The following is a 13813-nucleotide window of genomic DNA, read 5'->3' on the forward strand; positions in this document are numbered from 1 at the left end:
CGTCCGTCCCGGCGGAGGTCGGGCGTACTCGCCTCGTCGATGACTGCCGACCGGACCTCTCGGCCAGGCGTCCGACAGGGTCGGGCATCCCCGGAAACGACGAAGGCCCCGGGTGTTCCCGGGGCCTCCATGCCTGGTGCGCGAGGGGGGACTTGAACCCCCACGCCCTCACGGGCACACGGACCTGAACCGTGCGCGTCTACCAATTCCGCCACTCGCGCCAGCCGGACGACTCTAGCACGCACAGGAAGGAACCCACGCCAACCACTACCATGCATGAGTCGGCGACCGCGATCACGGGAGACCCATGGGCCTACTGGACAGTTTCGAGCGAGGGCTCGAGCGCGCGGTCAACGGCGCGTTCGCGAAGACCTTCCGCTCGGGCGTGCAGCCGGTCGAGATCTCGGCGGCGCTCCGACGCGAGCTCGACACCAAGGCGGCGGTGGTCACGCGCGAGCGCATCCTCGTGCCGAACGAGTTCACGGTCCGGCTCGCGCCGCCGGACTACTCGCGCATGAACGACATCGGCCGGCCGCTCATCGACGAGCTCACCGGCCTGGTCCAGCAGCACGCGGTCGCACAGAACTACTCGTTCTCCGGTCCGGTCCAGATCACGCTGCGGCAGGACGGCACGCTCTCGACCGGGATCCTGCAGGTCGACTCCACGACGGTCCGTCGTGACGTCACGTGGGCCGGCGTGCTCGACATCGGATCGCAGCGCCATCACCTCAAGGTCGGCCGCACCGTCATCGGTCGCGGTTCGGACGCCGACATCACGGTCGCCGACACCGGCACGAGCCGTCGGCACGTCGAGGTCGTGTGGGACGGCAAGCACGCGCAGGCGACGGACCTCGGCTCGACGAACGGATCCAAGCTGAACGGAGAGCGCTTCGAGCGTGCGATCGTCGAGCCGGACTCCACCATCGAGATCGGACGGACCCGTATGGTGTTCCGGGTGGTCCCGGAAGCCGACGGAGGAGCGTGATGACGAGCAGCCTGACACTCCTCGTGCTGCGCTTCGCGTTCCTCGCGGTGCTGTGGCTGTTCGTGTTCGCGATCGTGTTCGCCCTCCGGAGCGATCTGTTCGGGCAACGCACCCGGTCCATCCCGACCGACGCCAAGAACCAGCAGCAGGGTCCGAGCACGCCGCCACTGCCGACCAACGCCACGGCTGGCCGCGCGGATCCGGGCGCGTTCACCGAGGCCATCCGGCCTGGAGGCCCACCCGCGTCCGCCACGCAGGTCGCCACCCGACTCGTCATCACCGACGGCGCGCGCGAGGGCATGGAGATGCCCCTCGGGCGCGGTCCGATCACGATCGGTCGAGCGAGCGACAGCAACGTCGTCATCCGCGACGACTACACGTCCACCAACCACGCCCGCCTCGACCTCCGCCCCGAGGGGTGGTTCATCACCGACCTCGACTCCACGAACGGCACCTTCCTCGACGGCCAGCGCGTCTCCGCGCCCATGCCGGTCCGGGAGCGCACCCCGATCACCATCGGGACGACGACGTTCGAGCTGCGGCGGTAGCGCCGGATGGCAGCCCGTACCCTCAGTGCCGCCGTGTCCCACGTGGGCCGGATCCGCGCGAACAACCAGGACTCCGGCTACTCGGGGGCGTACCTGTTCGCGGTCGCCGACGGCATGGGCGGGCACGCGGGGGGTGACGTCGCCTCCGCGATCGCGATCCGCCGCATCCGTGAGGTCGACCGCGAGTTCCCGTCGGCCCACGACGCGGAGTTCGCGCTGCAGGCCGCGCTCATCGCGGCGAACCAGCTCATCACCGAGACGGTGTTCGAGCACCAGGAGCTCACGGGCATGGGCACGACCGTGTCCGCGATGATCCGCGTGGGCGACCAGATCGCGATCGCGCACATCGGCGACTCCCGCATCTACCGCTTCCGGGACGGCGAGCTCAAGCAGATCACCGCCGACCACACCTTCGTGCAGCGGTTGGTCGACAGCGGGCGCATCACGCCGGAGGAAGCCGCGGTCCACCCGCGGCGGTCCGTCCTCATGCGGGTGCTCGGCGACGTCGACGCGGCGCCCGAGGTCGACACCGCGGTCATGGACATCCAGCCCGGTGACCGGTGGCTGCTCTGCTCCGACGGCCTGTCGAGCTACCTCGCCGAGGAGCGCATCCGCCACGCGCTCGCGTCCGAGATGGACGCCAACCAGGTGACGCAGCGCCTCGTCAAGGAGACCCTCGACCACGGCGCACCGGACAACGTCACCGTCGTGGTGATGGACGTGACCGAGGACGTCCCGGACGACGTCGACGACGCCGCGACGACCGTCGGGTCCGCCGCGGCGCCGCTGACGTTCGAGGCGTCGACGGGCCGCAAGCCGATCCGGCTGCCGACGATCCTGCTCCACCCCCTCAAGGTCACGACGGCGCCCGAGGACTCACACTTCGAGCCCGAGTCCGACCAGTACTTCGCCGAGCTCATCGCGGAGGACCGCCGCCGGCGCCTGCGTCGTCGCATCTCGTGGACGATCGCGTTGGTCGCTGCGGTCGTCGTGCTCGTCGGCGTCGTGTTCCTCGGCTACCGGTGGACCCAACAGCACTACTACGTGGGCGCCGACGGCAGCAACGTGGCCATCTTCAAGGGCGTGCAGCAGGGCATCGGTCCGGTGCACCTGTCGAGTGTGTACGAGGACTCGGACCTCCGGGTCGGCGACCTGCCCGCGTACACGCGTGAGAACGTCCGCCAGACCATCAACGCGTCGTCCCTGTCGGACGCGCGGGCCATCATCCGCCGTCTGGAGGCCGCGGCCGAGTCCGACGCGGACGGTGACGGCACCGGGACGCCGACGCCCACACCCACGCCGACGCCGACGGGAGGCGCGCATGGCTGACATCGCCGCCCGCCAGTCCCTGACGCAGACCATCACCATCAAGCTGCGCGAACCGGCGCGCGCCCGCAACCTGGAGCTCGGCCTCCTCGTCATCGCCTGCGGCATCTGCGCCGGCGCGATGCTGCTCGTCCAGCTCGGCGTGCACAACCGGATCGACGTGCCGATCCTGATCGAGGGCGCGGCCATCCTCGTGCTGGCCCTCGTGATGCACGTGGTCCTCCGCATCGTCGCGAAGAACGCGGACCCGTTCATCCTGCCGATCGCCCTCGTGCTCAACGGCATCGGGATCGCCGAGATCTACCGGATCGACCTGCACACACCGAGCGCCACCGGATGGGGCAGCGCCGGGGTCCGGCAGATCGCCTGGACCTGCATGGCCATGGTGATGGCGATCCTGGTGCTCCTGCTCGTCCGGAACCACCGCTTCCTCCAGCGCTACCGCTACATCTTCATGCTCGTCAGCATCGTGCTGTTGTTGCTGCCGATGCTGCCCGGGATCGGACGCACCATCTACGGCGCGCGCGTCTGGATCGGCATCGGACCGTTCTCGTTCCAGCCGGGCGAGCTCGCCAAGATCTCGCTCGCGCTGTTCTTCGCCGGGTACCTCGTGACGGCGCGCGACAGCCTGTCGATCGTGGGCCGCCGGATCCTCGGTGTGCAGCTGCCGCGGGCCCGCGACCTCGGGCCGATCCTCATCGTGTGGGGCGCGGCGATGAGCGTCCTCGTGTTCCAGCGCGACCTCGGGACCTCGCTGCTCTACTTCGGCCTGTTCCTCGTGATGATCTACGTGGCCACGGGCCGCGCGAGTTGGGTGATCATCGGCTTGATCCTGTTCGTGGGAGGCGCGCTCATCGCCGCGCAGACCCTCACCTACGTGCACGGCCGGTTCCAGGCCTGGCTCGAGCCGTTCGACAACACCATCTACAACCGGCAGTTCTCCGGGAGCTACCAGCTCGTGACGGGTCTGTTCGGGTTCGCCAACGGCGGCATCACCGGCACGGGCCTCGGCCAGGGACGCCCGTACCTGACCCCGCTCGCCCAGAGCGACTACATCTTCTCGGCCATCGGCGAAGAACTCGGGCTCGTCGGCGTCTTCGCGATCCTCGGACTGTTCCTCCTGCTCGTCTCGCGCGGGTTCCGCGTGGCGTACGCCGGCCAGGACGACTTCGGCCGACTCCTCGGGGTCGGGCTCGGCTTCGTCATCGCGCTGCAGACCTTCATCGTGATCGGCGGTGTCACGCGCGTCATCCCCGTGACGGGTCTGACCACGCCGTTCATGGCCGCGGGTGGCTCCTCACTCGTGGCGAACTGGATCATCGCGGCGATGCTCCTGCGCCTCACCGACTCCGTCCCGGCGGAGCAGCGGGTGCAGCAGGGCATCGCCACGGCCGCCATCGACACGAGGACAGGACGGTGACCCGCCCGTGAAACGCCAACTCCGCTCGATCTCCACCGTGGTCGTCCTCATGTTCGTCGCGCTGTTCGTGTCGACGACGAGCATCCAGTTCTTCTCGGCCCAGCAACTCCGGGCCGACTCCCGGAACTCCCGGACGATCCTCGACAGCTACTCGACCAAACGCGGCGCGATCCTGGTCGACGGCACCCCCATCGCCGAGTCGAAGCCCGTGGACGACCAGTACAACTACCAGCGCACCTACGCGAACGGCGACCTGTACAGCGCCGTGACCGGGTACTTCACCATCGGGCAGGGCGAGACCGGGGTCGAGAGCGCCGAGAACTCCTACCTCGCGGGCACGAGTTCCGACAGCTTCTTCAGCAACATCAACTCGATCCTCACCGGGCAGGACGTCCAGGGCGACGACGTCAACCTGACGATCGACCCGCAGGTGCAGCAGGCCGCGTTCGACGCACTCGGCTCGAACACCGGCGCGGTCGTCGCCATCGAGCCGAAGACCGGCAAGATCCTCGCCATGGTGTCGAAGGCGTCGTTCGATCCCAACACCCTCGCCGTGCACGACACGAAGCAGGTCCTGGCCCAGTACCACGCCCTCCTGTCCGCCGAGAGCCAGCCGCTGCAGAACCGCGCGATCGCCGGCGACCTGTACGCGCCGGGGTCCACGTTCAAGCTGATCGTCGCGTCCGCCGCATTCGCGAGCGGTGACTACGACCTCGACTCGACGCTGCCGAACCCGTCGACACTGACCCTGCCGGGCACGAGCCGCACGATCAACAACGCAGAGGGCGGGTCCTGTGGCGGTGGCAACACGGTCACCATCGCCGTCGCGATCCAGAACTCGTGCAACATCCCGTTCGCGGAGCTCGGCCAGAAGCTCGGCTACGACGCCATCAACGCGATGGCCAAGCAGTACGGCTTCGGCGACAGCATCCACGTGCCGATGGCGAGCACGCCGAGCCAGTACCCGCAGACCGACGGCACCGCCGAGCTCATGCGGAGTGCCTTCGGTCAGCAGAGCGTCCGGGTGACCCCGCTCCAGATGGCGATGGTCTCGGCCGGTATCGCGAACGGCGGCCGGGTGATGAGCCCCACGCTCATCGACAAGATCACGACGAGCGACCTGAAGACGGTGGTCCCGTTCCAGGCCAAGCAGTACGGCGACCCGATCTCGTCCGACGTCGCCTCCGACCTGACCAAGGCCATGGAGAGCGTCGTCGACAACGGCACCGGCACCAATGCGAGAATCGACGGGGTCGACGTGGCGGGCAAGACGGGCACCGCCGAGAACGGGACGGGCGATCCCTACACGCTCTGGTTCACCGGGTTCGCCCCCGCGAAGGACCCGCAGGTCGCCGTCGCCGTGGTCGTGGGGAACGGCGGCGGACTCGGACAACAGGGCGTGGGCAACACGGTCGCGGCTCCGATCGCGAAGAAAGTCATGGAGGCGGTGCTGAACAAATGAGACCCACCAGCGGACTCACCTTCGGTGGGCGGTACCAGCTCTCCTCCCGCGTCGCGATCGGCGGCATGGGCGAGGTGTGGCAGGCGACCGACCTCGTCATCGGTCGCACCGTCGCGCTCAAGATCCTCAAGGACGAGTATCTCGGCGACCCCGGGTTCCTCGAGCGCTTCCGCGCGGAGGCCCGACACGCGGCACTCGTCAACCACGAGGGCATCGCGAACGTCTTCGACTACGGCGAAGAGGACGGTAGCGCCTACCTCGTCATGGAACTCGTCCCCGGCGAGGCGCTCTCGACGCTGCTCGAGCGTGAGCACACACTCCCCGTCGACAAGGTCCTCGACATCGTCGCGCAGACCGCCAACGCCCTGCAGGCCGCGCACGCGGTCGGGCTGGTGCACCGGGACATCAAGCCCGGCAACCTCCTGATCACCCCGGACGGCCGGGTGAAGATCACGGACTTCGGCATCGCGCGCATCGCCGATCAGGTCCCCCTGACCGCGACGGGTCAGGTGATGGGCACCGTGCAGTACCTGTCGCCGGAGCAGGCGAGCGGCCACCCGGCGTCGCCCTCGACGGACATCTACTCGCTCGGGATCGTCGCCTACGAGTGCCTCGCGGGCAAGCGTCCGTTCACGGGTGAGTCCCAGGTCGCGATCGCGATGGCGCACATCAACGAGCAGCCCCCGGAGCTCCCGGCGTCGATCCCCGAGCCCGTGCGCGATCTAGTGATGTCCTGCATCGCGAAGAAGCCCGCCGACCGCCCGGCGACCGCGGCGAACCTCGCACGCGCGGCGCAGGCACTGCGACGTGGTGACGTCGCCGCGGCCACCGTCGCCGTGCCGGCGCTCGGTGCAGCCACGGTCGCCTTCAACCCGCCGGTCGGCAACGACGACGCCACGAGCATCATCGGGACCCAGGCCACCCAGCGGCTCGCTCCGACGCCGGGGCCGGCCGTGCCCAGGGGCCCCGGCACCCCGCCGACCCCCGACGACGACGGCCGGAAGCGCCGGCCCTGGTTGTGGCCCCTCATCGTCCTCGGGGCGCTCCTCGTCGCGGCGCTCGTCATCGGCGGCATCGTGTTCGCGAACCGCGGCAACCAGCAGGACCCGAGCGCGTCGGAGACCCCATCGCACGCGTCCACGCCGAAGCGGTCCGAGCCGAGCGACAGCCCGAGTTCCACGCCGACCACCGCCCAGCCCCAGACCGTCACGGTGAACGAGGGCGACTACACGGGCAAGAACGTCGACGACGTGGCGGCCGCGCTGCGCGCCGAAGGGTTCACCGTCAAGGTCGTCACCGGCGATCCGGCGTCGAGCACGACGCCGGAGAACACGGTGCAGTCCATCGACCCCACCGGCAACCTGCCGTACGGCTCCACCATCACCGTCAAGGCCTACGGGCCCATGCCGTCGGCGCCGACCCCGTCCACCGCCACGGCCTCGCCGATCTCGTCGGACGGCACCTTCACGGCGACCTGGCCGGCGTACACGCAGTGCCCGACCGGCTACAGCCTCACCGAGTACTCGTACACGATCCAGAACGGCACGGACGGCTCCGGGGCGTCCTCGGGGGCGACCCGCGGCACGTCGGTCCGCGTCTCCGCCGGCTCGCCCGGAACGGTGTCCCTCACCTACACCGTCAACTGCGGGGACCTGCAGTCGGGCTCGTCCCAGCCGCTCACCGTGCAGTACCAGCCGGCTGCGACGAGCACGCCCACACCGAGCTCCGCCGGGACCCCGGGTACCCCCGGCACCTCGAACGACGACGCGAACAACGTGCTCGACCAGATCGCGAACCGGGTCGGTCTGCACCGCTGATGACCTTCCGATAACGGTTCGCCACCGGGTCGCCCGCGCCAGCGATCCGTCAGGAACCCCTGCCGTACACTGATCGCGACGGACACTCGGAGGACACGTGGCAGAAGGTGTGACCGCGGGGATCTCCCTCCTCGCCGGCCGGTACGAGATCGGCGACACGATCGGCCGGGGCGGCATGGCGACGGTCCACATCGGCAACGACACCCGGCTCGGTCGTCGGGTCGCGGTCAAGCTCCTCAAGCCGAGCCTGGCGAACGACCCCTCGTTCCGCACGCGCTTCCGGCAAGAGGCCCAGGCCGCCGCGCGCATGGCCCACCCGACAATCGTCCGCGTGTACGACGCCGGTGAGGAAACGGTGACCGAGCCCTCCGGTGCCGAGGTCCAGGTGCCGTACATCGTCATGGAGTTCGTCGAGGGCCGTCCGCTCAGCGACATCCTCACCGACGGCCCGCTCGCTCCGGACGAGGCCGTCCGCATCACCGAGGGCATCCTCACCGCGCTCGAGTACAGCCACCGTGCGGGTGTCGTGCACCGGGACATCAAGCCCGCGAACGTCATGGTGACGCAGTCCGGCCAGGTCAAGGTCATGGACTTCGGGATCGCGCGGGCCATCACCGACACCTCGGCGACCGTGGCCCAGACGACCGCGATCCTCGGAACCGCCTCGTACTTCTCCCCCGAGCAGGCCCGCGGCGAGACCGTCGACGCCCGCACCGACCTGTACTCGACGGGCATCGTCCTGTTCGAGCTGCTCACCGGTCGTCCGCCGTTCCGCGGGGACTCGCCCGTGGCGGTCGCGTACCAGCACGTCAGCGAGCAGCCGGCCGCCCCGAGCACCGTGAACCCAGCCGTGTCGCCCGCACTCGACGCGGTCACGCTGCGCGCCCTCGCGAAGGACCGGTCCCAGCGGTTCCAGAGCGCCGCGGAGTTCCGCCGTGACCTCCAGCAGGCCGCGTCCGGGCACGTCCCCGCGACGCGTCGACTACCGGCCGCCGCCGACGCCTCGACCGTCCTGTTCGGCGTCGACCCCCGGACCTCCGACAGCGCCGACGCGGCCTTCCGCGAGCTCGACGACCCCGATGACGCCCGCCCGCAGCGGACGCAGAGCCGACCGCCCGTGGCGTGGATCTGGCTCGGCGTCATCGTCATCGCAGCCGTCGTGATCGCCGTCGTCTGGTGGGTCGCGAACCTCCAGCCGTCCACGTCGTCCGTGTCCTCGTCGGTGTCCGTGCCGAACGTGGCCGGCGCGACCTGGCAGACCGGACAGAAGGCCCTGGAGAAGCGCCATCTCGTCGCCGTCCGCGTCGACAAGAACTCGACGTCGGTCCCGAAGGAAACCATCATCCGGACCACGCCCGGCGCCGGCACGAACGTCGCGCCCCAGCAGAACATCCGGGTGGTGGTCTCGGCGGGTCCGGCGCAGGTCGCCGTACCGGACGTGACGAACCAGTCCCAGGACGCCGCCGAGACCACCCTGAAGTCGCAGGGCCTCAAGATCGGCAGCAGCAACTCGGGGTACTCGGCGACCGTGCCGGCAGGCACCGTCCTCAGCACCGACCCGGGCTCGGGCACGACCGTCAACAAGGGCTCGGTCGTGAACATCGTCGTCTCGAACGGCAAGATCCAGCTGCCCGACGTCACGAAGCAGCCCTTCTCGACGGCGAACGCCACCCTCGCCGGCCTCGGGCTCACCGTGCAGCCGCAGCCGGACTACACCTGCACGGGCAGCACCGTGACGCAGCAGTCGCTCCCGCCGGGCGATCAGCCGCAGGGCTCGACCGTGCAGCTGACGTACTGCGCGGCCTCCGCGCAGCCCACGCAGACATCGACGCCGGCACCGACCCAGAGCAGCGACTCCGGGAACGGCGACGACGACCACTGACGGTTCGTCGACCGTCCGGGGCGCCGCCTCCAGCGGACCGCGTGGTCCTCTCCAGACCGCGTGGCCCTCATCGGAGATCGCGTACCCCTCATCGGGCCGCGTGACCCGCAGGTCGCCCGCGCGTCGCCCTCAGCGGTCCGCGCGTCGCCGTCAGCGGTCCGTCGAGGGCGACGTGATGAGCGGACCGAGTCCGTCCGCAGCCGTGGCTGCACCCGCGAGCCCGGTCAGCTCGAGCCAGTTCCCCACCATGCGGTACCCGCCCTCGGTCAGGACGGACTCCGGGTGGAACTGCACGCCGAACACCGGAGCCTCCCGGTGCTGGACCCCCATGATCACACCCCCGGTCGTCCGCGCGGTGACCTCGAGTTCGTCGGGCACCGTGCCGTCGACCACCGCGAGCGAGTGGTACCGGGTCGCCGTGAACGGCTGCGGAACGCCGACGAACAGCGGGCTGTCGTCGTGCATCACGCTCGACGTCTTGCCGTGCATGAGTTCCTCGGCGTGGGTCACCGTGGCACCGAGTGCCTCCGCGATGGCCTGGTGTCCGAGGCACACCCCGAGCAACGGCACGTCGGCGCCGATCGCAGCATGCACGGCGGGGATCGAGACACCGGCGGCGGCGGGAGCGCCGGGCCCCGGCGACAGCAGGACGCCGTCGTACTCGGCGATGCGGTCGGCGATGGCGTCCGCATCGATCGCGTCGTTGCGGACCACGTCGGTCTCGGCACCGAGCTGTTGCACGTAGCCGTTGAGCGTGTAGACGAAGCTGTCGTAGTTGTCCACGACCAGGATCCGGCTCATCGGTGGCCGACCGTCACGTCGGGGGTGGGGATCAGCTCCTGCACCCAGGGGAACACCCACAGGTCGAGGACGGCGAGGACGATCGCGACGAGGACCAGGACCTCGACGATCCGTACCCACACCGGACCGGGCAGGACCCGCCAGAGCGCACCGTACATGTGGTCTCCTAACCCTTGACCTCGGACGCGATGGCCGTCGGCGCTCCCGCGGACCGTGGCTGCCACGAATCGAACACACTGAAGGCGATGATGCGCTCCTGCGCCGAGTACATCGGGTTGCAGCTCGTCATCGTCATGATCCGGTCCTTCGTCGCGACGCCGACGTCGTCGGGGTCCTGGTCGAGGACCGTCACCTGCGTCGGCGGCACGTACTCCAGGTTGCGGAACGTGTAGGTGTAGAAGCCGTCCGCGGTCTCGAGGTAGATCTTGTCGCCGATCTGGAGGTTCGCGATCTGGTTGAACGGGGCGCCGTGCGTCGTGCGGTGACCGGCGACGGCGAAGTTCCCGACCTGCCCGGGCATCTGGGTGTGGTCGTAGTGCCCGATGCCGATCGTGTCGAGTGTGCCCGCCGTGGTCGTGCCGCCGGCCATGGGGACGGCGTAGGTCGCACCGAACCGGGGCACGTACATGACGCCGAACACCTTGGTGTTGCCGGGCTGCGCGCTGACCTTCGGCGGACCGTACCCCTGCGTGGGGGTGGGCGCTGGCGTCGAGATCGCACCGAGCGACTTGCTGAACTGCTGGGCCTGGTGTTCGTGCTGCTTGGCGACGACCAGGTCGTTGAACCACTGCTGCCACGCGATGAACAGGAGGACGAGCACACCCGCCGTGATGAGCAGGTCGCCCAGGACACCGAGGACGGTCACGTGGCCTCGGCGTCGACGACGGCCCCCCGCGTCCGGGGACGGGGCGTGAGCGTCGCCCTCGACGGGCACCTCGGTCACGGTCATGTGGTTCGTCCCCCGTCCGACAGCCCACCCACCCGAGCGGGTGGCAGATGTGTTGACGGTAGGATACCGGCCATGGCCAAGCAGAAGGACCGTACGAAGCCCGCCCGGCAGGCCCGAGCCGACTCGGTCGACACTGCCGGCGGTGCACCGAACCCGGTGTGGTTCAAGCCGGTCATGTTCGGCTTCATGCTCGTCGGCCTCGCCTGGGTCATCGTGTTCTACGTTTCGCAGGGAACGCTGCCCGTGCCCACGCTCGGGTCGCTCAACATCCTGATCGGCTTCGGGATCATGTTCATCGGGTTCCTCATGACGACGAAGTGGCGCTGAGGCGAACACGATCTGTCCGCCGGGTGACGGCGGAGCCTAGTGGACTTACACAGCTGTGATTATCCCCAATGTGGACATGGCTGTGGATAACTCATCCCCCTCTTCGGGGGGAGACGGAAGGCCCGCGGACCGGACGGTCCGCGGGCCTTCGTGTGTCGGGCCTCCCGACGGTGCTCACGTGTACACGGCGTAGGCCGCTGCGGCGATGGCGACCGCGACGACGGCCTCGGCGACGAGCAGGGTGATCTGGAGCCCACGCCGTCGGACATTGCGGGTCCGGGTGAAGATGAACCCCGTCACGAACCCCGCGACGACGCCGCCGACGTGCGCCTGCCATGCGACGCCGGCGACCAGGAACCCGATCACCAGGTTGAGCCCGATGATGACCAGGATCTGGACCGCGTTGCCGCCGAGACTCCGCTGGAGCACGAAGAACACCGCGAACAGTCCGAAGATCGCCCCGGAGGCGCCGATCACCGTGGTCTGTGGCGCCAGCACCGTCACCGCCACCGAACCGACGAGACCGCTGATGAAGTACAGCGCCACGAACCGCCAGGTCCCGAGCATCTGCTCGAGCATGCGGCCGAAGATCCACACGGCCCACATGTTGAACAGGATGTGCAGGAAGCTGCCGTGCACGAACATCGTCGTGATCAACCGCCACGGCTGCGTCGGCAGCCAGTACGGGTTGTAGTCGAGCGCGGCGGTGACCGGCCCGTTCGTCCCGCCGGTCAGCATCTGCAGCAGCCAGATGGCGACGCTGACGACGACGATGACCGTCGTCGCTTTCTGGTCGATCATGCCGAAGCGACGCCGTGCCACCGTGAAGGTGCTCGGGCCGACGGTCCGGCGGTTCGACGAGAACTGCGCGCGCTGCTCACGCACGCACTCGGGGCAGTGCACCCCGACGGCGGCCGGCGTCTGGCACTCGGTGCAGATCGTCCGTCCGCAACGCTGACACAGGATGAAGCTCTGCCGGTCCGGGTGCCGGTAGCAGAAGTTCGCTCGGTCTTGGGAGAAGTCGGTCACTACGCCCCGGCGCCAGCGGAGTCGGTCACGTCGATGCTCTGGATGACGACGTCCTCACGCGGCTTGTCGCGGCCGTCGGTGGGGACGGCCTCGATCGCGTCGACGACCGCGCGCGACTCGTCGTCGGCGACCTCACCGAAGATCGTGTGCTTGCCCTGCAGCCACGGGGTGGCGACGGTCGTGATGAAGAACTGCGAGCCGTTGGTGCCGCGGCCACCCTGGGTGCCGGCGTTCGCCATCGCCAGGATGTACGGCTGCTGGAACGTGAGCTCCGGGTGGATCTCGTCGTCGAACCGGTAGCCCGGGCCGCCGATGCCCTGGCCGAGCGGGTCGCCGCCCTGGATCATGAAGTCCTTGATGATGCGGTGGAACACGACGCCGTCGTACAGCTTGTCCGTCGACACCTTGCCGGTACCCGGGTGCGTCCACTCCTGCGTGCCCGTGGCGAGTCCGACGAAGTTCGCGACCGTCTTGGGTGCGTGGTTGCCGAAGAGGTTGACGCGGATGTCGCCGAGGTTGGTGTGGATGGTTGCAACAGCGGTGTGCGAAGACATGTGGCCATTCTCGCATGCGCTCCCGGGTCGTTCATGGTACTTCCAGACGAGGCACCGTGACCTGCCAGGGTCTCCGGTGGCAGGATGGGCATCTCACCGCCCGATCCGATGGAGGTAGCTCATGACCATGGAACTCTCCCGCAAGCGCAAGAAGCAGATCAAGAAGCTCAAGGGTCAGACGACCACCCTCCTCGGCGAGCAGCGCAAGGTCCTCGAGCACGCGAACGCCATCCTGGCCGAGGCCCGACTGCACGCTGCCGACGCCGCTCGCAACGACCTCGGCCCCCGCGTCAAGGACGCCATCGACAACGGGGTCAAGCCCGCCGTCGCCACCGGCGTGCACGCGGCGACGTCCGCGGCGACCGCCACCAAGACCCGGTTGACCACCGAGGTCGTCCCGAGCCTCGTGTCGACCCTCGGGTCCGCGATGAGCGTCGTGGACCTGGCCAAGGACCCGAAGGTGCGCAAGATCGTCGCCGACGCCACCAAGAAGGCGGCCAAGGCCTCGAAGAAGGGCCGCAAGGCCGCCAAGACGGTGGTCAAGGCCGCGCCGAAGCAGAAGAGCGGACTCGGCTTCGGCGGCGTCGCGCTCATCGTCGTCGGTGCCGTCGCCGTCATCGGAGCCGCGTACGCGGCGTACCAGACCCTCCGTGCCGACGACGACCTCTGGGTCGCCGACGACGCGGACGCGGCGGACAAGCCCGCCGCCTGAT

General features: G+C 69.2%; 14 protein-coding genes and 1 tRNA gene. 9 read left to right on the top strand and 6 right to left on the bottom strand.

Annotation, left to right across the window (positions count from 1 at the left end; all coding sequences use genetic code 11):
- Window positions 1-134: 134 nt before the first annotated feature.
- Window positions 135-221 (bottom strand) — tRNA-Leu (locus DEI82_RS02975).
- An 86-nt stretch (window positions 222-307) separates the two neighbouring features.
- On the opposite strand from DEI82_RS02975, the gene DEI82_RS02980 reads away from it, so the two are divergent.
- The 7 genes from DEI82_RS02980 (at window position 308) to pknB (ending at window position 9440) form a co-directional block, all read left to right on the top strand.
- Entirely contained in the window at window positions 308-985 is a 678-nt protein-coding gene (locus tag DEI82_RS02980) for a DUF3662 and FHA domain-containing protein (protein ID WP_111010799.1), read from the top strand.
- On the top strand, window positions 985-1533 hold the full coding sequence (locus tag DEI82_RS02985; RefSeq protein ID WP_111010798.1) for an FHA domain-containing protein: 549 nt from the start codon (window positions 985-987) through the stop codon (window positions 1531-1533). The genes DEI82_RS02980 and DEI82_RS02985 overlap by 1 nt, the downstream gene beginning before the upstream one ends.
- A gap of 6 nt (window positions 1534-1539) precedes the next feature.
- Complete coding sequence (locus tag DEI82_RS02990) at window positions 1540-2862, top strand: Stp1/IreP family PP2C-type Ser/Thr phosphatase (protein WP_111035749.1); 1323 nt, start codon at window positions 1540-1542, stop codon at window positions 2860-2862.
- Window positions 2855-4279: an FtsW/RodA/SpoVE family cell cycle protein gene (locus DEI82_RS02995; RefSeq protein ID WP_111035750.1), complete on the top strand. Its 1425-nt coding sequence runs from the start codon at window positions 2855-2857 to the stop codon at window positions 4277-4279. Before DEI82_RS02990 ends, DEI82_RS02995 begins: the two co-directional genes overlap by 8 nt.
- A 7-nt stretch (window positions 4280-4286) precedes the next feature.
- A complete protein-coding gene (locus DEI82_RS03000) occupies window positions 4287-5741 on the top strand; it encodes a penicillin-binding protein 2 (RefSeq protein ID WP_111011937.1) in 1455 nt (484 codons plus the stop codon).
- The gene (locus tag DEI82_RS03005) at window positions 5738-7558 is read left to right on the top strand and encodes a protein kinase (protein WP_111035751.1); all 1821 of its coding nucleotides are present in this window, start codon (window positions 5738-5740) and stop codon (window positions 7556-7558) included. Before DEI82_RS03000 ends, DEI82_RS03005 begins: the two co-directional genes overlap by 4 nt.
- A gap of 97 nt (window positions 7559-7655) precedes the next feature.
- A complete protein-coding gene (gene pknB, locus DEI82_RS03010) occupies window positions 7656-9440 on the top strand; it encodes a Stk1 family PASTA domain-containing Ser/Thr kinase (protein ID WP_258371929.1) in 1785 nt (594 codons plus the stop codon).
- Between the two features lie 150 nt (window positions 9441-9590).
- Here the strand turns inward: pknB and DEI82_RS03015 are convergent, their stop codons facing one another.
- The 3 genes from DEI82_RS03015 to DEI82_RS03020 are packed head-to-tail and all read right to left on the bottom strand — an operon-like array spanning window position 9591 to window position 11190.
- Window positions 9591-10241 (bottom strand): aminodeoxychorismate/anthranilate synthase component II, encoded by a 651-nt coding sequence (locus DEI82_RS03015; RefSeq protein ID WP_111011934.1) that lies wholly within the window; start codon window positions 10239-10241, stop codon window positions 9591-9593.
- A complete protein-coding gene (locus DEI82_RS16125) occupies window positions 10238-10399 on the bottom strand; it encodes a hypothetical protein (protein ID WP_181434571.1) in 162 nt (53 codons plus the stop codon). Before DEI82_RS16125 ends, DEI82_RS03015 begins: the two co-directional genes overlap by 4 nt.
- Before the next feature lie 8 nt (window positions 10400-10407).
- On the bottom strand, window positions 10408-11190 hold the full coding sequence (locus tag DEI82_RS03020) for a class E sortase (protein ID WP_111035753.1): 783 nt from the start codon (window positions 11188-11190) through the stop codon (window positions 10408-10410).
- 72 nt (window positions 11191-11262) lie between these two features.
- On the opposite strand from DEI82_RS03020, the gene DEI82_RS03025 reads away from it, so the two are divergent.
- The gene (locus DEI82_RS03025; RefSeq protein WP_111010790.1) at window positions 11263-11517 is read left to right on the top strand and encodes a cell division protein CrgA; all 255 of its coding nucleotides are present in this window, start codon (window positions 11263-11265) and stop codon (window positions 11515-11517) included.
- Between the two features lie 174 nt (window positions 11518-11691).
- Here the strand turns inward: DEI82_RS03025 and DEI82_RS03030 are convergent, their stop codons facing one another.
- Together DEI82_RS03030 and DEI82_RS03035 are read right to left on the bottom strand one after the other, a co-directional pair.
- Window positions 11692-12546 (bottom strand): rhomboid family intramembrane serine protease, encoded by an 855-nt coding sequence (locus DEI82_RS03030; protein WP_111011932.1) that lies wholly within the window; start codon window positions 12544-12546, stop codon window positions 11692-11694.
- Window positions 12546-13100, bottom strand: coding sequence for a peptidylprolyl isomerase (locus DEI82_RS03035; RefSeq protein WP_111010788.1), 555 nt, complete (start codon window positions 13098-13100; stop codon window positions 12546-12548). The genes DEI82_RS03030 and DEI82_RS03035 overlap by 1 nt, the downstream gene beginning before the upstream one ends.
- A gap of 121 nt (window positions 13101-13221) precedes the next feature.
- Here DEI82_RS03035 and DEI82_RS03040 point away from each other — a divergent pair, with 121 nt between their 5' ends.
- Window positions 13222-13812: a hypothetical protein gene (locus tag DEI82_RS03040; RefSeq protein WP_111011931.1), complete on the top strand. Its 591-nt coding sequence runs from the start codon at window positions 13222-13224 to the stop codon at window positions 13810-13812.
- Window position 13813 lies beyond the last annotated feature (1 nt).

This window comes from Curtobacterium sp. MCBD17_019 (assembly GCF_003234555.1).
Classification (GTDB): Bacteria; Actinomycetota; Actinomycetes; order Actinomycetales; family Microbacteriaceae; genus Curtobacterium.